Genomic DNA, 26,264 nt, shown 5'->3' with positions numbered 1-26,264 from the left:
CATGCGATCGAGTCTGACCCGCGGCGGCAGTGCCTCACTCGCGACCAAAATCTATTCGGTGGCCAACACGCTCAAGCAGGGATTGAGCTGGGGGCTGGGGCATACGATCACGCTTCTGTTGTTTGGCTCGATGGTATTCCTTCTGGAAGCCGCCATGCCGGAACAACTGACCAACTGGCTGAAATTGTCCGTAGGGGGCATGCTGGTAGGAATGGGAAGCGATGTGTTACGGAAAATTATACAAGGTCGTATTCATGTTCATGTTCACCAACACCCTCATCAACCTCCTCATGTGCCTGCGCATTCCCATCGGGGAGAAATCAATCACCAAACGATGGACCATCACCATTCACATTCAACCGCTTTTCCCTACCGGGCCCTATTCGTAGGCTTGATGCACGGAATGGCAGGGTCCGCTGCGCTCATCCTGCTGACACTCCAACAAACCGTTTCTCCGCTTCAAGGGATTATCTACATTGCCACAATCGGTCTTGGGTCTTTTTCTTCATACATTTTTTCCTAATCTTCAAGAGTTGAAATGTCACCTGGGTCCTGTCCCAGTTCCTTGGCCTTCAATACCCGCCGCATGATTTTGCCGGAACGGGTTTTGGGAAGTGACGGGACAATTTCAATTTCCCGGGGGACGGCGATCTTGCCTAATTCCCCTAAGACATGATCCTGCAAACTTTTGATGAGATCGGGCGTTTCCTGCTGCCCTTGCTTAAGGATGACAAAGGCTTTGATTTGTTCTCCGGCGGTCTGATGCGGTTTGCCGATAACAGCGGCTTCCACCACCGCTTCATGGCTGACTAAGGCACTTTCGACTTCAGCCGTCCCGATCCGGTTTCCGGCGACTTTCACGACATCATCCGCCCGGCCCATAAACCACAAGTAGCCGTCTTCATCTTTATGGCAGACATCGCCGGCGGTGTATACACCGGGTATGGTATTCCAATACAGGAGATAGCGATCCGGTTCGTTATAGATGGTGCGCATCATGGATGGCCAGGGTTTCTTAATGACGGCAAAACCGCCGCCATGCTCCACCGTGTTGCCTTCGCGGTTCATGACATCCGCTTCGATGCCTAAAAAACCACGGGTGGCAGAGCCTGGTTTGAGCGGGACGCAGGGGAGGGGTGTGACCATGATCATGCCGGTTTCCGTCTGCCACCAGGTATCCATGATGGGTTTGGTGCCACCGGTCACCCGATGAAACCATTCCCAGGCTTCCGGATTGATCGGTTCACCCACCGACCCTAAAACCTTGAGGGAGGAGAGATCGTATTTTTTCGGCCAGTCCTCTCCAAATTTCATGAGCAGCCGAATGGCCGTTGGGGTGGTATAGAAAATCGAGACGCCATAGCGTTCAATGAGATCCCACCAGCGCCCGGGATTGGGATAGTCGGGTTTGCCTTCTGCCGTTAAAATCGTGGCTCCGTTTAAGAGTGGTCCATAGACGATATAACTATGGCCGGTGACCCACCCCGGATCCGCCACACAAAAATAGACATCTTCGTCTTTAAGGTCGAAGACATATTTGGTCGTGATGTAAGTGCCCACCATATAGCCGCCATGGACGTGAACGACGCCTTTAGGTTTTCCCGTGGTTCCTGAGGTATAGAGGATATAGAGCGGAGTTTCGGAATCAAGCTGTTCGGCTTCACACGTTGGAGATTGGTCTTTGAGCCAGGCTTCCCAATCCAATTCTTTCGGGGCTTGAAGAGGGGTCGATGATTGTTCCCGCTGAACCACGATGACTTTCTCCACGGTCGGGCATTTGGCAACGGCTTCATCGACGACCGGTTTGAGGGGGATTTTCCGACTGCGGTCATACCCCACATCCGCGGTGATGACCACCCGCGCTGCGCATGCCTCTATGCGTGCCGCTAACGCTGTGGCACTAAAACCCGAATACACCACCGTATGGATCACGCCGATGCGAGCACAGGCCAGCATGGCCACAATTTGCTCGGGGATTTTCGGGAGATAAATGGTCACCCGGTCCCCCTTGTTGAGGCCCAGGCTTTTGAGGGCATTGGCGCACTTGTTGACCTGCCGGTATAACTCGCCATAAGTCAGGATTCGTTCCTGGCCTTCTTCTCCGACCCAGATAACGGCCACTTTGTTTTTTCGCCAGGTTTGGACATGGCGATCGAGACAGTTGTAAGCAATGTTGCAGGTACCTCCCACGAACCATTTGGCCCAGGGATAGTTCCAGTCCAGGACCTTATTCCAAGGAGAAAACCAGTGGAGTTCCTTGGCAATGCCGTCCCAGAATTTTTCAGGATTCGCAATAGACTGCTTGTAAGCGCTTTCATAATCTTGAATATGGGCGTTGGCTGTGACGTCGGGTGAGGGAGGAATGACCCGGGTTGATCGTTGCAGTGTTTCAATATTTTCACTCATCAGGTCTGTTCCTCCTTAGTTACGCATTTGGGACACCACCAAGAACATGTTTTCTCAGCGAGAAAGCTGTTAAGCCCATTATGCTGTCCTTGGCTCGTTGCTTCAAGAGGGCAGGGATTAAAGACCGTGAAAAAGAGGTGAGCATTGAAAAGGGTTTGGAGGCTATGAAAGGGAGCCCCGTCGCTGACCGCAAGCCCTTGGGATTTTTATTTAAAATGGCATTGAGATGGATGAGAGAAGTTCAGAGGGGCTGTGTTTTTAATTAAGTGCATGGCGGGGTTTGGCAAGTTGGGCTTGGAGGTGTCCATATTTCGCGGCGTAATCCTGTTGACTGCGGCGAATGACCTCATGGGCTTCCTCGCGGCCATACACATGTGTAATTTCGCAATTCTTTTTTTGGGAGCCGGGAGCATCTTTGTAAGTCAGGAAGTAATGCATGAGCCGTTCCACAAAGTGGACGGGACAGGCTTTGATATCTGTCCATTGTTCATGAAGCGCGTCACCCTTGAGGACGGCCACAATTTTATCATCGGCTTCATCCCCATCGATCATACGCAAGCCACCAATCGGAATGGCTTGGAGCAAAACATCTCCATGGATAATGCTTTTCTCAGTCAAAACACAAATGTCTAATGGATCCAGGTCACCGACGAGGCCAGGCCGATGGGTACATTCGGCACTGAATGCTGCGACAGATTGCCCACAATAAGTTTGAGGAATTAATCCATACAGCGTGGGGCACACATTGGAATAGCGCTGGGGCCGGTCCACTCGTAAATGGCCGGACTTTTTATCCAATTCATATTTAACTGTGTCGGTGGGCACTATTTCGACATAGACTGTCACGGTGAGTGGTGCCTCTTCCCCTATTTCGACACCGTGCCACGGATGGGATTTACAGGGAAATCCAAAATTTTGCCAAAGGGAGAAAAATTCTTGTTCGTTCATGAAATATTTTCCAGGGGTGGGATGAGAGAGCCCGGTTAAGGTGCAAGGATCTCCACTAGATTTCGGTCCGAATCACCTTCATCTTAACCGGCTAGATTTGCAGAGGATGAGCAGTAAAGTATTGAACAGGAACCAAGAAAAACGAAACAGATGTGTATCCAGCCGGGAGCAGAATTACGGCTGTTTTGCCTGTGGTTGATGGGCTGGGTGAAGCCAATCAAGGAAGGTTTTGACGGGATTAAAGTTGGCGCGGGGAATTTCCACGAAAATGGTAATCCAATGGGCCATTCCTCCATTCCACAGGCCTGGCCATTCCAAGGCTTTGAGGGGACGGCCCTGGTAGGATTTCATGCCGATGAAGCCGGTTCCGGGATCGACGTACTCCAGGAGGTTAAAGGGATTCCCCTGAAAATCACGGACTCCGCAGACTAGATCAACCGGATTGAAATGAGTTCCGGAGGCAAAGAGTTTTTGTTGAGCTTCAGAATCGGGATTGACTTGGGATTGCTCGACGATTTGCCTGGACGGGGCGTCCTCGGGATGCGCAACCCAAAATGGTCCTCCGCCCGGATCGCCGGTATTGGGAACCACACCACAGACACGGAGGGGCCGATCTAAATACTGCTTTAACAAGGTGGCTTGATCGGGAAGCGCCAATTCTCGATAGGATTGGGGAAGTGGAAGAAGGAGTTCTTGCAGGATACAGGCTTCCGCCTGATGGACACTTTTCGCATCCGCGGGGAGCGAGCTGAGTTGTGCTATATGGTGAAACACATGTTGTTGAAGCTCAACCAGGTAGCCTCCCAATGCCTTTCTCCATGTGACGATCGGATCTTTCAAATGATCGGGGACGACGTTGTCGATATTGGAAATAAAAATAATGTCTCCCTGGTAGTCATTTAAATTTTCCAAAAGCGCCCCATGCCCTCCCGGTCGAAAAACCAGAGTGCCATCTTCTCCACGAAATGGCTGGTTGTCCGAGTCCAGCGCGATGGTGTCGGTCGACGGTTTTTGAAAGGAGACCGTGCAATCAAGTTTCCACCCCTGTCGTCCCAAAATCTGTTGGATGGTATGCAAATGGGTTTGAATGGCCAGTTCAAATTGAGGAGAAACGGTCAAATGAATCTTTATTGAATGTAGTTGATTGGGATGATATCGGATGGCTTCATGAATATGTTCTTCGAGTGCAGTTCGAGGACCTTCTGGATAGCGATGGAAGGAGAGGAGGGCCTTGGGCAATTCGGCATAGCCAAGGCCGGGCGTCTTCAGGACCGCTTGAAGAATCGTATTGATATCATGTGTATGCTGATCCCTTGGAGGGGGTTGTCCCTGCCCATGGAGATACTGTTCTAAATCAGGAATAAACGGGAAATCCTGTAAGCGCGTCCAGGCCTGATCGACAGCGTGGGGAAGAGTTGGTGCCTGATTTGAAGAGGAATCGGGTGAGGCCTCCTGGGACAAAAATTTGAGGAGGTCATTAAACATACGGGTGGCGGCTCCGGATGCAGGAATAAATTTACTGACTCGATCCGCCTGACGGGCCGCTTCAAAGTGTTGTTGGTACCGGGAGAAGTGTTCTGGGCGGAGTTGGACAATGCCATCGTTCAACCGGCATGGACGAATGATAGTGATCGGAGGGACCCCATGACGCAGTCGCTGAAGTTGTGATTCCACCTGGAACGTGGAAATCCCGCGGCGTATTAACTCAAGATGATCCTCAGGCGTCAGCATAGCGTTTGTGTAGTCCAGTTTAACCCAGATTGATGAGAGATCACATCAGATAGAAGTTGTATTTCATGATGAAAAAATGTCAAAGTTTTGATGCGCTCGATCCGACAAAAATCCAATCGCAAAGCGTCATGACATCTCTGTCATGTTCATGCACTCAGGCAAGGAGAACTATCATGATACAAAGCTTGAAAACGTTTCAAGGTTTCGCGGCATTAGGGGTCTTCCTATTGGGGATTTCTTCCGGTTGTACCATCAAAGCCACACTTGATACGACTTCCGATGGAGTAACCAATTTTCTGTCTTCTACCTCGGGCAAATCCTGGTGGACAGAGGATGGGCTTGTCAAACATGGCGAACATGCCAAAGCCTTTGTAATGACCAACCATGACGTCCTCCTTCAAGAAATCGCCCAAGGGCACGGGGAATACGTCCAGGCCTTCGGGGCCATTTTAGGTGTCCCATCTCATCACCAGGCTCACTTTCAGGAATTGATTCAGAACGAGTATCCCGTCCTGGTTGAGATACCCATTTTGCTTGGAGATGATCAGTTAAACAGGTTTATCGGTCATGCTCAGCAGGCCGGAATTCATACTGCGTCCTCAAAACTATAACCCGGGTTGGGTTATAATATCCCGGGCACAAGGTGTTTCCCATTTGGGACATTGCATCATTATCTAAAAAGCATTGAGGCTATTAAAAGTTTGGAGGACAAGGTCAAGGCTCTGCCCCTCCTTTTAAAATGCCCAGGCCAATTTTTACCGCACGTCTGGTGATTTCCGCCCATTTGGCTTCCGGATATTCAGCCAAAGCCTTGGCGGCTTTTCCATCCTGAATGTCGAGTTCTTTCACACGGATAATGCCATCCTCAATTGTTACATCAGCCACAAAACATCCTCCTTGGTTTCCTGCATGTCTCGAATGATGATGAATGATATTCGATGTGAGGCAGGATCAATTGGTGAAAAGTTCAATTTTCTTGACAGGTTGTAGGTCCAATGCTAGCATTTTCTTAGCCCGTCTGACAGGAAACTCTGATAAAAATTTTCTTAAAAAAGGTTAGGGTACCCTAATGAATGAACAAGGCCATGATATGCGTCGAATTGTTCTCCGCATCGGAGGGTGTGCTCTTCTCGCTTTCATGCTTGTGGCATGTGGAGGTCCTCCCAAGTGGGTTCAGGAAGGATCGGGTGTGATGAATGCCGATGATTCGAAATCTATTTATGGTGTCGGGGCTGTTGTCGGGGTGAAAAATGAACCACTTGCTTGGGAAACTGCTGAAAATCGCGCACGCGCTGAATTGGCAAAAACTTTTCGCACCTATACGGCCTATCTGATGCAGGACTATGCCGCTTCAACCTCTGCGGGGAACTTCACCAAATCAACGGAAGAGCAAAACGTAGAACGGGCGGTCAAGACCTTTTCGGCTGTGACCTTAAATGGCGTTCGCCCCATTGATCGTTACAAGGACGACGAGTCCTCAACCTATTATGTGTTGACCAAGCTGTCTTTTGCGGAAATGAAGGAAGCGTTGCAACAAGCGCAGGAACTGGACGAAGAGGTTCGGGATTTTGTCCGGAAAAACGCTGAAAAAGCCTTTAAAAAACTGGAGCAGGAAGAAGCCAAGCGCCCGGGAGGGCTTTGACCCAGGTTAATTGGCGTCTTTTTGTCTTCTTCGTTCATCATCACAAAGGAATCATCTTGCTCCCCATCACTCGACTGATCACATCCTGCGCCGTTGTTGTCCCATGCCTCTGCCTTCTCTTATTGGGCGGATGCGGAAAAGAAAGAAAGGTGACCAGAGTAGACCCAGGGGTCGTGACCGATTTTAGTGGTCGGTGGAATGATACGGACTCAAAGTTAGTGGCCGAAGCCATGATGAAGGAAATGGTGAACAGGCCCTGGTTGGAAAACTTTACGAATCAACACAATCGAGTTCCGACCGTGATTGTCGGGACGATCCTCAATAAAAGCCACGAACATATTGATGTGGGCACCTTTGTGACGGACTTGGAGCGGGAAATGACCAATTCTCAAAGAGTGCTATTTGTGGCAAGTCAACGAGATCGCGATGAAATTCGTCAGGAACGAAAAGAGCAAGCGGTTCATGCCAGGGAGGATACCCAGAAACGCCCTGGGCAGGAACTAGGGGCGGATTTTATGATGAAGGGCACGATTAGTACGATTGTGGATGAATCTGATGGGGTCAAAGGAATTTATTATCAGGTTGATTTAGATCTCATCAATGTTGAGACGAATGTGAAATCCTGGTACGGACAAAAAAAAATCAAAAAAGTCGTCGAGCGTAAACGTCTCCTCTTTTAATGTAGGGTCATCCAATCCCCTTCCGTGGCGTGCGGTTGGTTATTCGGTCTTTCTCTTCCCTTGGCTTGAATCGTCAGGCGCCTTGTTTTTCACTAGCCCACCTTGGCCAACGTGCCCTCTTCTCCATGAGCGTTCTATCGAGAAACCTCTTGCTTGCCCTCGGAGCGATCTTGTTTGTCGGGTGTAGTGGCCCTATGTCCCACTATGCCAAGGTAGAGCGTAGTCTGCTGGCAGGGAATTCAGCCAAGGCTGTGACGATTATTCAATCGGCAGAGGCAGACTATGGAGACAACAATCGCTTGCTCTATTTACTGGATCAGGGCATGGCGCTCCATTTGGCCGAACAGTATGTTGAAAGCAATAAAGTTCTCGAAGAGGCGTATACTCTTGTTGAAGACCTGTATACCAAGCATCTGCGAGACGAGGCCTCGGCCCTGCTCGTGAATGAGGCTCAACGTCCCTTCGAAGGGGCTCCTTATGAACATGTCATGATTAACGTGGTGAAGGCGCTGAACTATGCGGCCCTCCAACAGTGGAATGAGGCGTTGGTGGAGGGACGCAGGATTGATCACCGTCTCAATGTGCTTCATGACAAACAAGAGGGAAAGGAGACCTACCAAGAAGATCCGTTTGCTCGGTATTTGGTCGGGCTGCTCTATGACATTACGGGTGATCTCAATAATGCCTATGTCGGATATCGAAAGGCCGAACAAGTCTATGAGGACAGTCGGGCGTGGTCCCATGTTGTTTTTCCGGATATCCTGAAAGCTGATCTGATTCGAACGGCTGAACGATTGGGATTGTCTGATGAAGTTCAACAGTATCGGGAGAAATATCCGGAAGTCAGTATTTCTTCAGCCTCTGATGGCCTATACTCCCAGGCCCAACTCATTGTGATCAGTTACCATGGCCAGGGACCTAAGAAAGAAGATGTAATCATTGATGTGCCCGTGAGTTTAGACGCCTTGTACCTGGTGGCTCTTACCAAGCCCTGGTTTGGCCGGAGCACTCGGGACACAAGAGGCGGGGAGTCTCTGCTGTATGGCATTCACGGTCAAATCGCGCGAATTGCCTTGCCCCGGCTTACGGTGAAAAAAACCTCGTTGGCCCATGATGTGATCGAAGTCACAGATCAGACTGCCAGTTTTAAAACCCAATCGGAACGGATGTATGATGTTGCCGCCGTAGCCGAAAAAAACCTGGCCGATGATTATAATGGACTCGTGCTCCGGGCAGTAGCTCGATCCGCCATGAAAATGGCGGCGGCTGAAGGCATCACCATTGGGGCCAGAGCGGCCGCAGGTCGGAACAATCAGGATTGGGTCGGCTTGTTAGTGGGTGCGATTGCCAGAATTTTTGCCCTGGCCACAGAAGAAGCCGATATTCGGTCGTGGCGAACTCTCCCAGGTGAGCTTCAGTTGACACGACTTTGGGTTGACCCGGGTGACTATTCCGTGGCTATTCAGTCCATGGATCACCAGGGACGAAAGGCTGGAGAGTCTCAACATCATCGGCTTCAACTTATGAAAGGCGAAACAACACTTGTCATTCACCAGAGTTTCCAATAGGCCATCATGAATATCCTGAGAATAGTGATATGGAGTGGAGTATGTATCCTAGCCGGAGGCTGTGCCTGGTTTGGCGGAGAGACCCCGCCTGAATGGATCATGTCGCCTCACCAATCATACCCTGTTGAACGATATCTCACCGGCATTGGAGAAGCCGAATCCCGGGAACAAGCTGAAAAAAGGGCGTATGCCGCGGTTGCCAGAGTTTTTTCTGCGAAGGTAAACACCCAATCGATGGACCATGAAACGTATTCCATTCAAGAGTCCGGAGTGGGGAGTCAAACACGACGGGAGTTACAACTGGACCACCGGACACAGGTGACGACCAGCAAAGCCCTGGAAAATGTCCAGATATTGGATCTCTGGTATCAGCCGTCTACCAGACATTTTTGGGCTTTGGCGGGCCTCGACCGGCAACAGGCTGAGAAAGCTATTCTGGAACGATTACAGGAGTGGGATACGAAGATCGAGAATATGATTCATCAAGGCCGAACACATCCTCAGAAAATTCAACGCATCCGAGGCTACAAAGAAGCCATGATTTTATTAACTGATCGGGATACCCTCAATACAGATCTGCGGGTGATCCGCACCAGTGGAGACAGTCTGCCACCGTCATATCGTATCCCACAGATCCAACGTGAATTCATGGATTTTGTCTCCCAAAACTTGGTTATCTCGGTGGCGATTGAGGGAGAATACCATGAGGACATTGAACGGGCGATTTTGGAGGGGCTCAAGCAAGAAGGCTTATTAGGCCGTCCCGCCGATTTAAAGTCCACGGAGGTTGCGGACCTGGCTATTGTTGGGCAAGGACAATTTTGGACCGTGAATTTGCCGGATCCCTTGTTCAAATATGTGCGATGGTGTGGCGATATCGATATCTATGAAAATCCTTCTCATCGACTTATCGGGGTGATTTCAGAGACGGGACGGGAAGGACATGTAACCGAAAAGGAAGCACGGATTCGTGCCAGCAAAGTCATGCAGGAGGTCATCTCCAAAGAAATCGCCCGTCTGCTCACCCGGTCCGTGTTTAGCGTCGAACCGGATCCGTCACTGAGTCAGAGAGTTCCTAACGCCTGTTCTCGCTAAGGGTCTGTTGAAAAAAGCCGCCAGCGGCGTTCTCGCCATTTTTCCGTACTCACGTACTAAGCGTACGCTCCGTGCGTAAAAACGGCTGCGGCCTTGCTGGACGGACTTTTTTTGAACCGACCAGGAGCCTTTGATGAGTAATCTAACCCTGGGCAAATTTGCCCTTGAAAATCTTTATTATTCAACACTCCCACTAACACACGGTTTTCTTGGTCTTTTTAAGACGTCTCTTTTTTCTTTGTGACGACGAAGATAGATCTGGCGGGTCAGACAAATTAAGAACAGGCTAACATGACAAGTCTTGCTCCAGCCCCTGGAGAAGCCTTTCCCATTCTTGGGTCTTTTCAATGTGCCGGTGCCGGCGGTCCCTCAACGATTCATTGGTGAATTCGGGCAAGGCCCTCAAGTCCTTCCGTGATTGTTTTACCTTTTCATCAGCATCTGAGATGTATTGGCACACACCCCTGGAGGCCGGCGGCTGTCCTCCCGCTCGTTCAAAGAGTGCGAAGGCACGATAGCCCTGTTCTTGGCCTCGAAATAGAGTTTCTGCTGCTTGATACAGAGAGCGAGTCTGTTGGTGCTCTTCCTTTTGAGCGAGAATTTTTGCCATGAGAGCGGCCTTCCCAATGGAGAGGGCGGCGCCCTCGGGGTCTCCATTCGCAATCGCGTCTTCGGCATGTTGCTCCAGGCGGTCCATTTCCCCGAGCTCTCCGACCATTTGTGGGGAGCCTCTTTCCGCATAGGCAACCACAAGTACCATAAAGAAAAGACCAATCCAGGTAAGCGGGGTGGGGACCAATCTCATGACGTCAGCTGGTGGCGGTCAGGATGAATCTGGCTGGTGGGACATTGGTGGAGATTCAAAATAGCCCTGTCTACTGAACCTGCCAATCCATATCGATTTGTTTATAGGTCCAGCTCGTGGCCTCCCGCAGTTCGGCCATTTCCTTCGAATTGTCAAAGATCACCCAGATTTTGCTTTGTAGCTCATTAATCGGGGCGATAGACTTTTCATTTCGCAGTTTACCTAAACTCCACACGACCTCTGTCAGAACCGGGAAATCGATGTCCGAAGAGGATTTGAGGTGGGGGAGATTTTCAACCACATAATCAAGCATTGGCGGGGTGACTGAAGGGTCTCCGGTATGGGCACCAATTTCCCCTAATCCTTTAGCTGCGGCCGCTCGAATCTTCGAGTCTTTCTGGGTTTGAAAAATATCCGTTAAGAGGGGAATGCCCTCGCTCCCCGTGCTGGAAAGCGCGACGATGGCCTCTTCTGTCAGTTCAGGATCTTGAATAAGTTCTTTCAGAAGAGGCAGGGTATCGTGTGATTCTACTTGAGGCAGCAGGGATAAAATTCTTAGTTTGCGTTTATTGGGCGTTTGGGGGTTATTGAGTAGCTTGAACAGGCGGGCCTCATGTCCCCATTCCGCAGCAAGCATAACGGGAAAATCAAATTCTTGAATCCGTTCGGCTAATTGTTGAATCGCATAAAGACCGGATTGTGGAGCGTGAGCGACTTTAGCGGCTTCGCCCGAATCTTCAAAACTGGTCCGTGCTTCTTTGTACCACCCTAAGTCCCGTCCATCCAATTGATAGGAAAAGAGGCAGGCCGGGCCTTTCCAGAGACGGGATGGGGCGCCGGAATGGTCCGCATCACCGCCCCCGCGAGTGGTTCCTGACCATTTTTTTACTTCTTCGCATTTGACGTTTACCCTTACATCGAATGGATCATCGCGATTGGTTACCACGGTATAGCCCAATTCTTCCAAACGTTGCCTCACCACATTTTCAATGACTGTTCCATCGACTTTGCCCCGTTCTGTCAACGCCAAGACGTGAATCATAATCGTTTGAATGGCCTCGAGTTGCGCCTTTTGTTCTTGGTCGAGATACGTTCGTCGGGCAAAACCCTCTGAATCGAAAAGCCCAACGAGCAATACTATGGAGATGAATCCACATGTCGCCAATGTCCTCATACCTGATCTCCCACCATACAATATTGTGAGGTATTAACTGAGATGGCCATCCAAGTCTATTTGTTTATAGGTCCAGCTCGTGGCCTCCCGTAATTCGGCCATTTCTTTCGAATTGTCAAAAATTACCCAAATTTTTTGCTGGAGCTCTCTCATGGGTTTAAGGGAACCCTCCCATCGTTGTTTGCCAATTGCCCAGACCACTTCAGTGAGCACAGGAAAATCTATATCTTCCGAGGTTTTCAATTGCGGTAATAGCGTAGACACGTACCGTACCATAGGAGGAATCGGACGGGGGTCCCCCGTCTTGGCCGCAATATCCCCCAAGGCTTTTGCTGCTTCGGCTCGTATGCTTGACTGCCGGCTGGTTTGGAATAGGTCGATGAGCAAGGGGATGGAATGTCCTCCAGCCCCTGAAAGCGCATTGATGGTTTCTTGCTGCAAGTCCGTGGACTCGAGAAGTTTGGTCAGTTGCGGCAGTGCCTCCTCGGCATGCACATCGCTAAGGACGGAAAGAATTTTTACCTTTCGGAGTTTGGGCGTCTTGGGGTTATCCAACAGTTTGAGCAGGCGGTCGATTTGACCCCATTCGGCCGAGAGCAGAACGGGGAAGTCATATTCCTCGAGCCGTTGGTTGAGCTGGTCCATGGCATAGGCTCCGGCATCGTCAACCTGTTCCTTTTGAGCAGCCTGCCTGGCATCGGCAAATGTCGTGCGTACCTCTTTTTTCCATTGCAAATCAGTGTTTTGGAGGAAATACGTCAAGAGACAGGCCGGCCCTTTCCAGAGTCGGTCAGGGGCATCAGCCAGATCTACGTCTCCTCCGGTGGGGGAGGTGCCGGTCGACGTTTTAGCTTCTTCACATTTAACTTTCACTGCCACATCGTGCGGCTGGGAGCGGTCCGTGGTGACCGTATACCCTATGTCTTCCAAGCGTGCCTTGACTGTGGCAACCAGTGGACTGGGATCATAGGTCCCTTTTTCTGTTAGGGCGAGGACCTCCACCAACACAGTCTGGGCTTTCTCTAATTGCGTTTTTTGCTCTGTTGTGAGGTGAATTCGGCGGGCCTCGGATTCAATGGCCCCGACACACAATATTATTGCGAAAATGAAAAAAATAGACCAGCGTGTCATGAGTAACCTCCTTACTTTATCGCCAAGTCCAACCCCTCATGAGTCCCATGGGGGTATGACTTGGTTAACAGGAAGTTGAACAGAATTTCTTCAATCGTACCGTATATTAACAATACGACGGCAACATGGCAGCATCTTGCAATTCTATTGCTTTATAGGTCCAATTAGTGGCCTCTCGCAACTCAGCCATTTCTTCTGAATTGTCATGAATCAGCCACACTTTATCCTGTAGTTCTGAAATTGGCTTCATAGAGTGGGCCCATCGTAATTTCCCAATCGCCCAGACCACTTCAGTGAGCAGAGGAAAATCAATATCTTCAGAGGTTTTCAATTGGGGTAAGACTTCGGAAACATATTCCACCAATGGGGGAATCGTGCGGGGATCTCCCGTCCTGGCTGCAATATCCCCCAAGGCTTTTGCCGCTTCCGCCCGCATGTTGGATTGAGGACTGGTTTGGAATAAATCGATGAGGACCGGGATGGAATCGGCTCCTGCGCCTGAAAGCGCATTGATGGTTTCTTGTTGCAAGTCGGTGGATTCCAGAAGTTTGGTCAGTTGCGGGAGGGCGTCTTCCGCATGCACATCGCTGAGGACGGAAAGAATTTTCACCTTCCGGAGTTTGGGCGTCTTGGGGTTATCCAACAGTTTGAGCAGGCGGTCGATTTGACCCCATTCGGCCGAGAGCAGGACGGGGAAGTCATATTCCGCGAGTCGTTGGTTGAGCTGGTCCATGGCATAGGCTCCGGCATCGTCAACCTGGGCCTGCTGGGCCGCCTGCCTGGCATCAGGAAAGGTCGTGCGCACTTCTTTTTTCCATTGAAAATTGTTCTGTTGGAGGAAATACGTCAACAGACAGGCCGGCCCCTTCCAGAGGCGGTTGGGTGCATCAGCCAGGTCCACATCTCCGCCGGAGGGAGAGGTGCGGGTCGACGTTTTAGCTTCTTCACATTTACCTTTCACTGATACATCGTGCGGCTGGGAGCGGTCCGTGGTGACCGTATACCCAATGTCTTCCAAACGCGCCTTGACCGTGGCCACCAGTGGACTGGGGTCATACGTCCCTTTTTCCGTTAAGGCAAGGACCTCCACCAATACCGTCTGGGCCGTTTCTAATTGAGCTTTTTGCTCTGGCGTGAGAGGAATTTGGCGGGCTTCGGCTGCCATACCCCAGACACCCAGAATCACGAAAAGGAAGAAAACAGGCCAGGCTTTCATACCTTCCTCCTTGCTTCTAATTTTTTAATCATTGTGGACTGCAATGTAAGCGAAATGGCAACGGAACAAATGGGTTCTCAACGAATTTACAGGGTTTTCTAATATACTCTTCACATAAAGGGAGGGGCAACTCAATGTCGCCCGGAAAACAATCCACTGAGTAGACCGGGCAAGCGACCAATGCTTTACCTCAAGGAGGTGACCGTATTTGAAAAGGGTTGTGGTTCAATAGAATATTTTTTTAAAGCAATTTTTAAGAGCATTGAATTGTGAGAAATATTGTTGAGAGATTCTGTTCATATTCCCTCGAATGAAGTTGAACCCCTTTCAGTCTCCGGCTATACTCGGTAGATGGGGCAGTCACCAAAGTTCGTATTTTTAGGGGCCGGCAACATGGCTGATGCGTTGGTGACCGGAATTTTGAAAGCCCATCTTGCGTCTCCCGCCAATATTTCTGTTACCGATATTTCCTCAATCCGGTTAGAGCATTTTCAGAAGACCTTTCACGTTCATGTGGGATCTGATAATGCTGATGAAGTGAAATCAGCCGATATCATTGTTCTCTGTGTGAAGCCTCAGGTTATGGATACTGTGCTGGCAGAGATCAAGGAGCAGATTTCTCACAAGCACTTACTGATTTCCGTCGCAGCGGGGTATCCTTTAGCACGCATTCAACAGCATGTCGGCAGAAACATTTCCCTTATTCGTGCGATGCCCAATACCCCTGCGGTCATCCAGGAAGGTGTTACGGCATTGGCCGGAAGTTCAGGGATCTCCCAGGACCACCTTCATCTGGCTCAATCAATATTTGAATCGGTTGGCAAAGTCGTCATGGTGGAGGAATCCTTAATGGATGCCGTGACGGGCTTGAGCGGAAGTGGGCCTGCGTATATCTATCTGGTGATTGAAGCACTCACAGACGGTGGGGTCCTGGTCGGTCTTCCACGAACAGTAGCAAGTGTCCTTGCGACACAAACGGTATTAGGGGCGGCCAGGATGGTGATTGAAAGTGGCGAACATCCCGCCGCACTAAAAGATCGGGTGACGTCACCGGGTGGCACAACGATCGCGGGTCTTCAACAACTAGAAACAGGGAAGTTACGGGCGACTTTAATGAAAGCCGTCAAAGCTGCTACGGCTCGGTCTTGTGAGTTGGGTCAATAAAAATCTGGGCGGCGCTGACGTTTTCCGCATACATTTCATACTGTTTTATTGAAAGGAGTATACGGTGCAGTATTGGGTCAAGGTTACCTTTGTTGATAATAAAGAATTAGAATTCCCGGACGCTATTCGCCATACTATCAGCGATGATATGGAAATTCTTGAAGTCGATACTCCCAAGGAAGTCACCATCATCCCCTTGAGGCAAATTAAGTATTTTTCTTGTGACGCTAGTGTCTTTAACAAGTCATAACGTAGAGGTCGTTCGATGGGGTTAAAAGTCTCTAAATATTCTAATTGGATTATCCGAAAAGAAAGATTGGTAAAGAAAAGTTATGATTCTATTCGTTACATGATCGAATTTCTTATTTAAATGATAATGTCGTCAGTATTTAAGATATTGATTCGACAAAAGAAAACCTGAAATTTTTGTTTTTTCCATAAGGGATATCGGGGAATTCTCCTTGCCTAATTCCCCTCTTTATGCCACGATGATTTTATCCTGTTATCGGACGTGGATCTTTTTCATAAATACACCCAGTGTACCAGTATAATTGTTTAGTATGACGATTCGTTGTAGATGCGGAAAGAATGATGACGGTCATGGAAACAATTAAAAAGGTCGGTAAACAAATCGGTCTGGTCATGGCCTTATTAGGAGTACTGTTGGTCCTTTGGGAGCTTCCCCATCACGATCGAAATTACCTTTCCCATCAGGAGCGGACTGCGCAATTAGGAACAAACCTCCCCGCGTATGAGGTAAAGACCTTTTTGCGACATATTGAGACTAGGCTGCCTTCTTACCGTGAAGAATTTCAGGAAGCTGAAAAAAAATCAGGTATTTCATGGATGTTGTTGGCCGCTATGGCCTATCAGGAGTCTCAATGGAATAACAAGGCTGTTAGTCCTACAGGGGTTCGAGGAATTATGATGCTCACACGTTCCACGGCCTCGGATCTGGGAATCAAAAACCGGCTTGACCCGTCAAAAAGCATTGACGGTGGGGCTCGCTATCTGTCCTATTTACAAAAGCGGGTTCCTGACCACATTCGCATGCCGGATCGTATGTTCATTGCTCTTGCGGCCTACAATGTCGGTATGGGACATATTAACGATGCTCGATTGCTTGCTGAGCGTTTAGGTAAAAACTCCAATCAGTGGGAAGACATTAAAAGCATTCTTCCCCTCTTAGCTCATAAGGAATATTATCAGGACCTGCCTCATCGTTATGCCCGTGGATGGGAGCCTGTAAGATATGTCAAGCGGATTCGAGCCTATCGTAACATCCTTCAACAGGTTGTGAAACGTGAGGCAAAAAGCTCGCAAGTGGATATTTAACTTTTTCATATTCAATGTTTGATATTTGGCCTTACTCCTGTGGCCTTCTTCATTGGTCTCTTCCCCTCGTTTTAGTTTTCACTTTTCCCCAGTTGGTTCGCCCATCCAGAGATTCATAAGTGAAGCCATTCGGCGTAATCGGTTTTGCAAGAACAAAAAACCCTAGATTTCGAAATCTTGAAAAATGAAACGATGGATTATTCGGGGAAAAGAAAATCTGGGCTCTAGGGCGTCTGGGCCCCAAGTGGTTCATCTGGCCGGGCACGTTCAATGGATAGTGCGGTATCATTTGGCAAAATTTTGGCCTTAATCCTATCCCCAAATTCGAAGGATTCAGAGAGGGTTGTTTCAGCAGTAACCTCGATACGAATTTCTCCTCGATCCCCCCTAACAACATAAAGATTTCCATCAATCATTAGGATCTCAGCCACAATCGTACGCACTTTTGGGGACACCTTTGGAGCAGTCGTTTCTGGGTCATGTTTAGGAGGTGTGGGTTCTGTTTCGGGGGCAATTCCAACCGGAGGCGCTGTCGGAGTGGAGGCCAAGGGTCCTTCCTCCAGGCGAATCCCAGGAGAATCATCTGGACTCGCGCGAACAATTGATAAGGCTTTATCTTGTGGAGTGACCCGTGCTTTGATCCGATCCCCAAACTTGAAGGATTCGGATAACTTGGTCTGGGGTGTGACTTCAATTCGAATTTCTCCATAGTCGCTTCTGATGATATAAAAATTTCTATCAACCATTAAGATGTCAGCAACAATAATCCGTACATTCGGCGATACTTTTGTCGGGGGAGTTGATGGTTTCGATTTAGCACCTGGAGATGGAGTGGATGGAGGAGCCGGGGTGACGGGAGATTTGCTTGTTGTCCCTATCGGTTCCCCTGGTTGTGCTCTTGTGATGGAAATGGCCTTGTCGTCTGGTAAAAGCACTGCTTTGATACGATCGCCAAAGGTGAATGACTCCGCCAGTTGAGTTTCCGGAGTGACTTCGATACGAATTTCTCCACGTTCCCCGCGCACCACATAAAACCCGCCATCGACCATTAGGAGGTCCGCAACAACGGTTCTGGTTTTTGGGGGAGGGGATGGTTGAGAAGAGACTTGAGCCAATTCTACACCATCACCTTCAGTGGCAAAAAGGGATTGAGGGCTTACCAATACAAGAAAGGTTACAAGAATCAACAAGGATTCAATACCCGTGCGAAGAGGCCTGAATGTCGGAAGGTTCAAAATCTTCATGCTGGTGGGTCAGAAGGACATGTGAAGTGTTTGTTTTCGTGGTGCCGAGGCGCAGAATCGAACTGCGGACACCAGCCTTTTCAGGGCTGTGCTCTACCAACTGAGCTACCTCGGCACACTCCTAGAACCATTGACTTCGACCTGATTTTATAACACAAAGGCTTATTCATTTTCCAATTAATTATATCCTTTTTCCTGTTTGAAGGATTTTGGAATTGGAAAAATTTTTAAACAATCCGCCTTCGATGGCGAGGCCCCAGCGTTTTATATCTGTGAGGAGTGACGTGATGTTTGTTACCAGGTGAACCGGAGGAATCCTCCATTGTAATCCGGGGCATTGATTGAGGGAGGGAGAAGAAGAGGTTATTCCCGCTTGAGTTCCAGGGCTTTTGGTAAATTCTCTGAAGGAACGACCGATTGAAAAGCCTGAAGGCTATGCATTTCGATTCCGAATTCGATGCCCGGTAATTTTCCCGGTGATTTCAGATGAAACAGTGAGCTGCTTTGCGATTGATTCATTTGGAAATGGTTCTGAGAAAATGTTTCCCCCAACAACCTTTTCTCCCAACCATGCGTCTTTCGCAAGTCAATTGACCTTTTTCTAGGCGAATGGTCCACTGGAGCCTGGTCACTAACGATCAATTCTTCTTCGGAATTCAGGGCTGCCTCAACCGCCGCAGGCAGGCTTTTCAGGAACCCTTTTCTTACCCAAATGCTCGGATTCAGACGATTTCGACTCTTTATGAATGGTTTGCGGACCAATTCGAAAAAAAATGATCCGGTTTTACTCGCTAGGAGGCCGACAATTTTTGATGCCAACCTTGGCAGCTAGCTTCAAAAATGGTGAGATTGCGTTATGAGTTGCACGTAAGACCGAGTCAAAACAAACCGTGATCTTTTTAAAATTTCAGGCGACACGTTTTGATTCTCTGGCATCGTACATTTTAAAAATCAACCGGTACGGTCCTGGCAAATCATCTTTTTTCTTTGTAGCCGACTTTATCGCAAAAGAAAGATGGTTATAAATAGGATGTATGCCTCACGGTATGCGATAGAAGGAACCTATGGATCAACTCCACTCGAAAGTTTTTTGAAGAGAAGTTAACCCTTCCTTAATGTGATACATCCTCGATCGGGGCGTGCAAACTTTTTCTACAGTAGGAAGTCATTGTCCGCTCAGTCCATTCCTCGCTTCCTTGACGGTTTTTGTGACTGCCAGGTATTCTCAATACTATTCCGTCCATAAAATATTGTTACCTCAGGAAAATATAAGGCTATGCAAATCAATAAATCTCAAGATGAGCTTGAAGTTTCTGGAGAAGAGGAAGAGCTTTCCCCTGAGGAATACCTGAAGCCCCTGCTTCAACGAGCCAAACAGGCTGCCCGCCCATTGAGTGGACTGACTGCCATGAAAAAGAATGCGGCTTTAATGGCTATGGCTGATGGGCTGGAGGCTGGAGAAGAAGCGATCCTTAAGGCCAATGAAGAAGATCTTTCAGCATTCGAAGGGAATCCCTCACGGACCGCCATGGCTGATCGACTTCGCTTAACCCCAGCCAGAATTGCCGATATGGCGGCGCACATTCGCGAGATTGCGCAGTTACGGGATCCAGTGGGCGAATCGATGGGGTTCTGGCAACGACCCAATGGAATGAGGGTCGGTCGAGTGCGTGTGCCGATTGGAGTGATCGGAATCATTTATGAATCCCGCCCCAATGTGACCGCTGATGCGGCGGCCCTCTGTCTCAAATCCGGCAATGTGTGTGTGCTGCGAGGGGGTTCCGAGGCGCATCATTCCAATTTGGCTCTTGCCACGATTCTTGGGGAAGCGGCCCAAAAGGCTGGAATTCCCGAAGGAACAATTACCTTTATCGACAAGACTGACCGCGAGGTCATTCTTGCTCTACTCAAAAGCCACCGGTTTGTCGATCTTATCATTCCTCGTGGTGGCGAGGCGCTGATGGACACGGTCACGCAGCATTCTACCATCCCGGTGATTAAGCACGACAAAGGCGTATGCCATATTTATGTGGATTCAGATGTGGATCTGGCCATGGCCCAAAGAATCAGTTTCAATGCGAAAGCTCAGCGTTGCTCGACCTGTAACAGCATGGAAACTCTTCTGGTGCATGAGAAAGTAGCCAAAAAATTCTTGCCGCCCTTAGCCGAAGAATTTATTGAGGCAGGAGTGGAAATGCGGGGATGTTCCAAAACCTGCCAGATCCTTTCTCAAGCCAAACCTGCCCAAGAAGACGATTTCGGTAAAGAATTTTTATCGCTCATTGTGGCGATCAAAGTGGTGAAGGATATGGAGAGCGCCATGGACCATATTCACCAATACGGTTCCCGTCATACGGACTCTATTTTGACCAATGACTATGATCGGGCTCTGCGATTTTTGCGAGAGGTGGATTCCAGTACCGTGATGGTCAATGCCTCGACCCGCTTGAACGACGGCTATGAGTTTGGGTTGGGTGCCGAAATTGGGATTAGCACAACCCGGATCCATGCTCGTGGTCCAATGGGGTTAGAAGATTTAACCTGTTCGAAATATGTTGTATACGGTTCCGGTCAAGTCCGGGAGTAAGGGCCCAATCGGTTCGATGCCGTGTTCCCTCCATTTGTTTCTCACACCAGTCCCGTCTCCGGTTTTTGTTTTCAGAGGCAATCTGCCTTCTAAGCTTTTCCATGCCTCATCATGAACCTTCAATGCGTATTGAATCATCCCCAAGCCTTACGTTTTCCTGCCAATCAGGTCTATAGACAGGAATGGGAGTCCGCGGGAGGGCGGATCCTCGAACAGCCCACTGGTCATTGTGTGTTGTATGGCAAGCATGGGCAACGGATTCTTTTGGTAGATCCAGAGGGAAATCCTCTCCATGAATGTTTGTGGGAACAAAAGCCAACGGGGGCGCTATCCCTTGTCTCTGCGCGTCTTCGATTGGATTGGGGGCAATGGATCGGGATTAAACCGGAAGGATTGGTCAATACCATTTCCTTAGATTTATCTCGGCGGCCAGGCTGGGAACAGATCACCCAAGATGACCTGCGTCAGATGGCAGCCCGGTCTTTGCATTCCGACTTGGCAATGGTCCGATTTTTCTATCGGGATGAGGATGTCGTCCTTCATGGTAATGGGCAAGCCACGATTCATCAGGTTAAAGACGCTTTTTATGTGTTACCCAATGGATCCTTTGAAGATGTCAGGTTCATGTCATGTATGAGTCGGATGGAGTGGAGTCGGATTGACTATCTTCCAGTGGTAGAATTATTTTTATCACTTTTGCCGGGAACCGGTAGTGCGACCTTTGAATTCATCCGAGGCCTCTACGACGATCAAAATAGTAATGGCGGCCGCGCCCTGCAATACCGGGGTATTCCGGCATACCCCTCCGAGGCGGCGTTCAGGCTCTTCAGCCTATTTTTTACCCCTTCCGTTTCTTCCAGGCAATCCCCGCTGGAAGTGTTTTTGGATATTGAACGATCGCATGAAGTTCACTGGCTTCCCGCTTCCGGTTTCCCCGTTCGCTATATGGATGAAGAACAGCATGTTTGCGTGACGGTCAGAAACCAGATGATTCAAAAAGTCACATGGTGGGATGATCCTTCCGGCCTATCGTTTAACCGAATACCCGAGTCAGGTCTGCCGGTGTCGGACAATCGGGGAGCAGGAGTCACGGCGGACAGCCTCTGGTTATTTGATGGCCTTGACCAAAAGGAATTGACCGTTCGACCATCCTGGCAGCTGTCCAAACCGAACCATTCAATTTCCTGGGAGCCGCTCGCCTGCACTTGGCGAGACGGTTTTCCCATAAAACCCCCTCTGCTGACTCCCCAGGAAGCCTTCTCTTCGGTTCTACTGTATCCTGATAAATCTGAAATGATCGGGGAAAAGGAAAGTCAACCGTTCGTTTTTGATTTTTGGGATGATTTTTTTGAGGAACACCAGGATCTCTTTCACTTACGATCTCACGCTAAACGCGTCTTGCTTTCCCATTGCGAAGCGGGATTGGGTTCATGCCTCCAATTCCAGGAAACTCAAATCCATACCATTTGGTATACCTGGCCACAATTTGCTCAAAAACATGCCCAATCTATTTGGAATAGGCTTTCTAGGATGGATCGATTGTCGTGGTTTTCGAATTTTCAATTTTTCCCTTTTGAGCGGCTCATGTTGAAAACATTGCCGTCAAGGTACGATTGGATTTATCTTTGGATTCCCTTTCCAGATTATTCCAATTCCAATATGATTGACGGTTGGGTAACATTTTTACGGACCTATCTTGCTGAGGGGAGTATCGGTTGTGTGGCCGGTCCCCCCGTTCTGAAAGAGAATCTCCAGAAGCAAGGCCTTCAGATTCTCCATTCTGCCGCAGGCGATTCTTTGCCTCCCTTCCGGATTCACCAAACGATCCTTCCCAATGGATGGTTAAATCCCGAGTTGACGGTCTGGATTATTCGAAATCCTGTTCGGTATTAGTTTCAAGGGGCCCTGCCGTAAAATCGCAAATGTTGGTTGGTCCCGTCGAATGAACATGCCCCTTCACGATCTTGACAGCCGAACGTTGTGCGAATAGTATGGGGAAACCTTTAAAACCCATCCGGCGAGGTGGGTAAGGAGAGTCAAACGATGACGGCCACTCAATTGGCCATTTCATGTGCGCCCTTCTCATGTCGTTCTGAGAAGGGTTTTTTTTGTCTTCATGGGGCGCGATGACATGAACACTTCTCCTCGACCACACGAACGACTGTTAATGGATGGCCAGGAAATGGCCAGAACCTTAACCCGCATTAGTCATGAGATTCTTGAGCGGAATAAAGGCATTGAAGGGTTAGCGTTGGTGGGGATACGCACGGGCGGGGTGTTTCTCGCCAAAAGGATTGCCCTCAGAATTCAGCAGATTGAAAAACGGGACGTGCCTCTTGGAGAGTTGGATATCACATTGTACCGGGATGATCTCTCCATCAGAAAAGATCAGCCGGAAATACGAAAAACGACCATTCCGTTTCATATATCCGATGTGAAAATCGTGCTGGTCGATGACGTACTCTTTACCGGACGAACCATTCGTGCGGCCTTGGATGGGTTAATGGATTTAGGGCGCCCTGCCGAAATTCAACTGGCTGTTCTTGTCGACCGTGGACATCGGCAGCTTCCCATTCGTGCTAATTATGTCGGGAAAAGCATTCCGACTGCCCGGGAAGAAAACGTCCAGGTCTTTTTTGAGGAATTAGGGCAGGACGATCGAGTCTCCATATTAACACCATGAAGTCATTATGGGTCTAGAACGCAAAGATTTATTGACCATTGCGGCCTTATCAGCTGACCAAATTCAATTGATTTTAACGACAGCCGAATCCCTGAAAGAAGTCGGAGGGAGGGACATCAAAAAAGTTCCGGCTCTGCGAGGGAAAACGGTGGTGAATTTATTTTTTGAGCCCAGTACTCGTACTCGAACGTCTTTTGAGTTGGCTGCTAAACGATTGAGTGCCGATGTCATTAATTTTTCGCCTTCAACCAGCAGTATGGTGAAAGGAGAAACCTTAGTCGATACCGCCAGAAATATTGAAGCCATGCAGGCAGATATCATTGTGCTGCGTCATCCATCACCTGGTGCCGCAGAAAACCTTGCTCGTTCGGTCAGGTCATCGGTGATCAATGCGGGAGATGGGTGGCATGAACATCCCACTCAGGCTCTCCTGGATGTCTTTACCATAAAAGAGAAAAAAGGACGCGTCTCGGGCCTCGTGGTAGTGATTGTCGGCGATATTGCACATAGCCGCGTGGCGCGCTCGAATATTCTGGCTTTGACCAAACTCGGAGCAGAGGTGAGAGTCGTGGCTCCACCAACCATGATTCCCTTCGGTCTCGAACATTTCGGTGTGGAGGTGTTCCACGATCTTGATGAGGCATTGATTGGAACGGATGTGATCATCATGCTGCGATTGCAACGTGAGCGCTTAGGGCGGGCGTTACTTCCCAGTCTTCGAGAATATGCCAAACTGTTTTGTTTAACGACGGAAAGACTCAAGCTCGCCAAACCGGATGCCATTGTGATGCATCCCGGCCCGCTAAACCGGGGCGTGGAAATTTCGCCATCGGTCGCTGATAGCAATGTCGCGGTGATTCTGGATCAAGTAACGAATGGTGTCTCTGTGCGAATGGCCCTGATGTATTTATTATCAGGATTTAGTGAACGTTCAACCCTTAACGAATAATCGGACAACATGACCAAAAAGACAGGACAGTCTCCCACCTCTTCTCACCTGCTCTGCATTCAGGGTGGAATTGTGATTGACCCCGGCCACGTGAATGGACGGGCCGATGTGCTTATTCAAGATGGAAACATTCTTGAAGTCGGTTTTCCACTGACGAACCCCCTTTCTCAGGATTCATCAGTTACAATTCTTGAGGCCCATGGCTGGATTGTGGCGCCTGGCCTTGTCGATCTGCATTGCCACTTACGGGAACCCGGGTTTGAATACAAAGAAACCATCGCGACCGGCGCGGCCTCGGCCGTGGCAGGAGGATTTACGACCATTTGTTGTATGCCGAATACCCAGCCCGTCAATGATAACGCTGCCATCACCAAATTTATGCTGGCCCAAGGGCAAGAGGCCGGCAAGGCCAGAGTGTTCCCGATCGGGGCCATCACCAAAAAATCCGAAGGAGAAGAACTTGCCGATATTGGTGAATTGGTGGACGCCGGATGTGTGGCCATTTCGGATGATGGGCGCCCCGTGATGAATAGTTTGGTCATGCGACGGGCGCTGGAGTATGCCAAGGCTTTTGGAATTCCTGTTGTGGACCATTGCGAAGACCTGCATTTAACCGATGGCGGATGTATGAACGAGGGTATGGTATCGACTGAACTCGGGATGCCAGGGATCCCCGATGCCTCAGAGGAGGTGATGGTGGCTCGAAACCTGGCTCTGGCCGATCTTACCGGGGTTCATGTGCATCTGGCCCATTTGAGCACCGCCCGTTCGGTGGAACTGGTCCGTCATGCCAAAGGGCAAGGGTTGCCGGTGAGCGCAGAAGTCTGTCCTCATCACTTTTCCATAACTGAAGAAGCCGTCCGCTGTTATAATTCCAATGCCAAAATGAATCCACCACTGCGGACGGATGAAGACGTTCAAGCCCTCAAGCAGGGCTTGGTTGATGGCACTATTGATGCCATTGCCACCGACCATGCTCCCCATGCCCTCCAAGAAAAACAATTGGAATTTGATACGGCTCCGTTTGGAATTGTAGGGTTTGAGACCGCTCTCCCCTTAACCCTCCGTCTGGTGGATGAGGGGGTCTTGTCCCTTGAACAAGCGCTTGATAAATTGACCAGATCTCCTGCCCAGCTTTTTCACCTTCCTGTTGGAAGCCTCCAGCCAGGGTCACATGCCGATATCGTGGTGTTTGATCCTCATGAAGAGTGGGTGGTGGATCCCACTAAATTTTTCTCAAAAAGTCAGAATACGCCATTTGGGGGTTGGACAGTGAAGGGAAAAGTGAAGATGACCTTGGTTGATGGCAGGATGGTCTATGATGCCCGATAATTCAAAAGTATGAAGCGGATTAATTGGGGGGTGGTGGGCTTTCTTTTCGAACTGTGTGCCTTAATCCTATGGGTGGGCGGGTTAGTCGTCATTATTGCGTTGGTGATTCCTGCCGTTTTTAATTCCTTCGGGATGGAACCAGCTGGCCGTTTTTTACGGAGAGTGTTTGATGGGTTTGGATTAATGAATGTCTGGATTTTGATTTTATTGAGTGTGGTGGCCGTGATTCGCTCCCGGGCTTTTGGCCATAACTCCCCCGAGATGTTTGCCGTGTCTTCCGTGGAATGGTGGCTTCTGGCCGGAATGGCCCTTATGACGTTCAGTATACTGGTGGTTCTGAGTCCCCAAGCCATTACGTTACAGGAAGAGGCCTTTGAGGCGGTCTCAAAAGAAGACAAAGATACCGCCTACGCAAAATTTTTTCGTCTTCATATGGTTGTACGTGCCTGCCACTTGGTGAATTTTGGTCTCGCGGCTTCGCTGCTTATTGTCAAAGTACGGAAAGCTCTCTTTCACCACTTCATAGCTTTTCGCTCATAATTACTCTTGATGGGTACAACGGAAATACGAAGAT

Annotated in this window: 25 protein-coding genes and 1 tRNA gene; 15 read left to right on the top strand and 11 right to left on the bottom strand. The window is 49.3% G+C overall.

What is annotated here, in order from left to right; all coding sequences use genetic code 11:
- Position 1 precedes the first annotated feature (1 nt).
- Positions 2 to 523, top strand: coding sequence for a hypothetical protein (locus tag PQG83_RS05770; RefSeq protein WP_312747731.1), 522 nt, complete (start codon positions 2 to 4; stop codon positions 521 to 523).
- Here PQG83_RS05770 and acs read toward each other — a convergent pair.
- The 3 genes from acs to PQG83_RS05755 form a co-directional block, all read right to left on the bottom strand.
- A complete protein-coding gene (acs, locus tag PQG83_RS05765) occupies positions 520 to 2,406 on the bottom strand; it encodes an acetate--CoA ligase (protein ID WP_312747729.1) in 1,887 nt (628 codons plus the stop codon). The genes PQG83_RS05770 and acs overlap by 4 nt on opposite strands.
- Before the next feature lie 258 nt (positions 2,407 to 2,664).
- A complete protein-coding gene (locus tag PQG83_RS05760) occupies positions 2,665 to 3,354 on the bottom strand; it encodes an inorganic pyrophosphatase (protein WP_312747727.1) in 690 nt (229 codons plus the stop codon).
- Between the two features lie 174 nt (positions 3,355 to 3,528).
- On the bottom strand, positions 3,529 to 5,085 hold the full coding sequence (locus tag PQG83_RS05755) for a DUF4301 family protein (protein ID WP_312747725.1): 1,557 nt from the start codon (positions 5,083 to 5,085) through the stop codon (positions 3,529 to 3,531).
- 173 nt (positions 5,086 to 5,258) lie between these two features.
- Between PQG83_RS05755 and PQG83_RS05750 the strand changes: the two genes are divergently transcribed.
- Complete coding sequence (locus tag PQG83_RS05750; RefSeq protein WP_312747723.1) at positions 5,259 to 5,696, top strand: DUF3015 family protein; 438 nt, start codon at positions 5,259 to 5,261, stop codon at positions 5,694 to 5,696.
- A gap of 103 nt (positions 5,697 to 5,799) precedes the next feature.
- Here the strand turns inward: PQG83_RS05750 and PQG83_RS05745 are convergent, their stop codons facing one another.
- Positions 5,800 to 5,970, bottom strand: coding sequence for a hypothetical protein (locus PQG83_RS05745; protein WP_312747721.1), 171 nt, complete (start codon positions 5,968 to 5,970; stop codon positions 5,800 to 5,802).
- A gap of 184 nt (positions 5,971 to 6,154) precedes the next feature.
- On the opposite strand from PQG83_RS05745, the gene PQG83_RS05740 reads away from it, so the two are divergent.
- The 4 genes from PQG83_RS05740 (at position 6,155) to PQG83_RS05725 (ending at position 10,070) form a co-directional block, all read left to right on the top strand.
- Entirely contained in the window at positions 6,155 to 6,727 is a 573-nt protein-coding gene (locus PQG83_RS05740; RefSeq protein ID WP_312747719.1) for a hypothetical protein, read from the top strand.
- A gap of 149 nt (positions 6,728 to 6,876) precedes the next feature.
- The gene (locus PQG83_RS05735; protein WP_312747717.1) at positions 6,877 to 7,407 is read left to right on the top strand and encodes a penicillin-binding protein activator LpoB; all 531 of its coding nucleotides are present in this window, start codon (positions 6,877 to 6,879) and stop codon (positions 7,405 to 7,407) included.
- A gap of 125 nt (positions 7,408 to 7,532) precedes the next feature.
- Complete coding sequence (locus PQG83_RS05730; protein ID WP_312747715.1) at positions 7,533 to 8,975, top strand: COG3014 family protein; 1,443 nt, start codon at positions 7,533 to 7,535, stop codon at positions 8,973 to 8,975.
- 6 nt (positions 8,976 to 8,981) lie between these two features.
- Positions 8,982 to 10,070: an LPP20 family lipoprotein gene (locus PQG83_RS05725; protein WP_312747713.1), complete on the top strand. Its 1,089-nt coding sequence runs from the start codon at positions 8,982 to 8,984 to the stop codon at positions 10,068 to 10,070.
- A gap of 286 nt (positions 10,071 to 10,356) precedes the next feature.
- On the opposite strand, the gene PQG83_RS05720 is transcribed toward PQG83_RS05725, so the two are convergent.
- The 4 genes from PQG83_RS05720 to PQG83_RS05705 all read right to left on the bottom strand — a co-directional run bounded on the left by PQG83_RS05720 (position 10,357) and on the right by PQG83_RS05705 (position 14,396).
- Positions 10,357 to 10,830: a hypothetical protein gene (locus PQG83_RS05720; protein WP_312747711.1), complete on the bottom strand. Its 474-nt coding sequence runs from the start codon at positions 10,828 to 10,830 to the stop codon at positions 10,357 to 10,359.
- A gap of 115 nt (positions 10,831 to 10,945) precedes the next feature.
- Entirely contained in the window at positions 10,946 to 12,049 is a 1,104-nt protein-coding gene (locus PQG83_RS05715; protein ID WP_312747709.1) for a HEAT repeat domain-containing protein, read from the bottom strand.
- Between the two features lie 33 nt (positions 12,050 to 12,082).
- On the bottom strand, positions 12,083 to 13,180 hold the full coding sequence (locus PQG83_RS05710; RefSeq protein ID WP_312747707.1) for a HEAT repeat domain-containing protein: 1,098 nt from the start codon (positions 13,178 to 13,180) through the stop codon (positions 12,083 to 12,085).
- Between the two features lie 106 nt (positions 13,181 to 13,286).
- Positions 13,287 to 14,396: a HEAT repeat domain-containing protein gene (locus tag PQG83_RS05705; protein WP_312747705.1), complete on the bottom strand. Its 1,110-nt coding sequence runs from the start codon at positions 14,394 to 14,396 to the stop codon at positions 13,287 to 13,289.
- A 351-nt stretch (positions 14,397 to 14,747) separates the two neighbouring features.
- Here PQG83_RS05705 and proC point away from each other — a divergent pair, with 351 nt between their 5' ends.
- From proC to PQG83_RS05690, 3 genes are all read left to right on the top strand, one after another.
- Positions 14,748 to 15,560 (top strand): pyrroline-5-carboxylate reductase, encoded by an 813-nt coding sequence (proC, locus tag PQG83_RS05700; protein ID WP_312747703.1) that lies wholly within the window; start codon positions 14,748 to 14,750, stop codon positions 15,558 to 15,560.
- A gap of 64 nt (positions 15,561 to 15,624) precedes the next feature.
- Entirely contained in the window at positions 15,625 to 15,810 is a 186-nt protein-coding gene (locus PQG83_RS05695; protein ID WP_312747701.1) for a cupin domain-containing protein, read from the top strand.
- 350 nt (positions 15,811 to 16,160) lie between these two features.
- Positions 16,161 to 16,895 carry a transglycosylase SLT domain-containing protein gene (locus PQG83_RS05690; protein WP_312747699.1) on the top strand — a complete coding sequence of 245 codons (735 nt, stop codon included), beginning with the start codon at positions 16,161 to 16,163 and terminating at the stop codon, positions 16,893 to 16,895.
- 224 nt (positions 16,896 to 17,119) lie between these two features.
- Here PQG83_RS05690 and PQG83_RS05685 read toward each other — a convergent pair whose 3' ends face one another.
- From PQG83_RS05685 to PQG83_RS05675, 3 genes are all read right to left on the bottom strand, one after another.
- Complete coding sequence (locus PQG83_RS05685; protein WP_312747698.1) at positions 17,120 to 18,139, bottom strand: hypothetical protein; 1,020 nt, start codon at positions 18,137 to 18,139, stop codon at positions 17,120 to 17,122.
- A 39-nt stretch (positions 18,140 to 18,178) separates the two neighbouring features.
- Positions 18,179 to 18,254 (bottom strand) — tRNA-Phe (locus PQG83_RS05680).
- Positions 18,255 to 18,502: 248 nt separating this feature from the next.
- Positions 18,503 to 18,658 carry a hypothetical protein gene (locus PQG83_RS05675; RefSeq protein WP_312747696.1) on the bottom strand — a complete coding sequence of 52 codons (156 nt, stop codon included), beginning with the start codon at positions 18,656 to 18,658 and terminating at the stop codon, positions 18,503 to 18,505.
- Between the two features lie 757 nt (positions 18,659 to 19,415).
- Here PQG83_RS05675 and PQG83_RS05670 point away from each other — a divergent pair.
- The 6 genes from PQG83_RS05670 to PQG83_RS05645 all read left to right on the top strand — a co-directional run bounded on the left by PQG83_RS05670 (position 19,416) and on the right by PQG83_RS05645 (position 26,230).
- Positions 19,416 to 20,726, top strand: coding sequence for a glutamate-5-semialdehyde dehydrogenase (locus PQG83_RS05670; RefSeq protein WP_312747695.1), 1,311 nt, complete (start codon positions 19,416 to 19,418; stop codon positions 20,724 to 20,726).
- 111 nt (positions 20,727 to 20,837) lie between these two features.
- Positions 20,838 to 22,619: a hypothetical protein gene (locus tag PQG83_RS05665; RefSeq protein WP_312747693.1), complete on the top strand. Its 1,782-nt coding sequence runs from the start codon at positions 20,838 to 20,840 to the stop codon at positions 22,617 to 22,619.
- Positions 22,620 to 22,857: 238 nt separating this feature from the next.
- The gene (pyrR, locus tag PQG83_RS05660) at positions 22,858 to 23,409 is read left to right on the top strand and encodes a bifunctional pyr operon transcriptional regulator/uracil phosphoribosyltransferase PyrR (RefSeq protein ID WP_312747691.1); all 552 of its coding nucleotides are present in this window, start codon (positions 22,858 to 22,860) and stop codon (positions 23,407 to 23,409) included.
- Between the two features lie 7 nt (positions 23,410 to 23,416).
- A complete protein-coding gene (locus tag PQG83_RS05655; RefSeq protein WP_312747690.1) occupies positions 23,417 to 24,358 on the top strand; it encodes an aspartate carbamoyltransferase catalytic subunit in 942 nt (313 codons plus the stop codon).
- A 9-nt stretch (positions 24,359 to 24,367) separates the two neighbouring features.
- Entirely contained in the window at positions 24,368 to 25,690 is a 1,323-nt protein-coding gene (locus PQG83_RS05650) for a dihydroorotase (RefSeq protein ID WP_312747688.1), read from the top strand.
- 9 nt (positions 25,691 to 25,699) lie between these two features.
- A complete protein-coding gene (locus tag PQG83_RS05645) occupies positions 25,700 to 26,230 on the top strand; it encodes a DUF4149 domain-containing protein (RefSeq protein ID WP_312747686.1) in 531 nt (176 codons plus the stop codon).
- Positions 26,231 to 26,264 lie beyond the last annotated feature (34 nt).

The organism is Candidatus Nitrospira neomarina, from assembly GCF_032051675.1.
In the GTDB taxonomy this organism is placed as follows: Bacteria; Nitrospirota; Nitrospiria; order Nitrospirales; family UBA8639; genus Nitrospira_E; species Nitrospira_E neomarina.
Note: the sequence above shows the minus strand (reverse complement) of the source record. Positions and strands in the feature narration are given on the sequence as shown.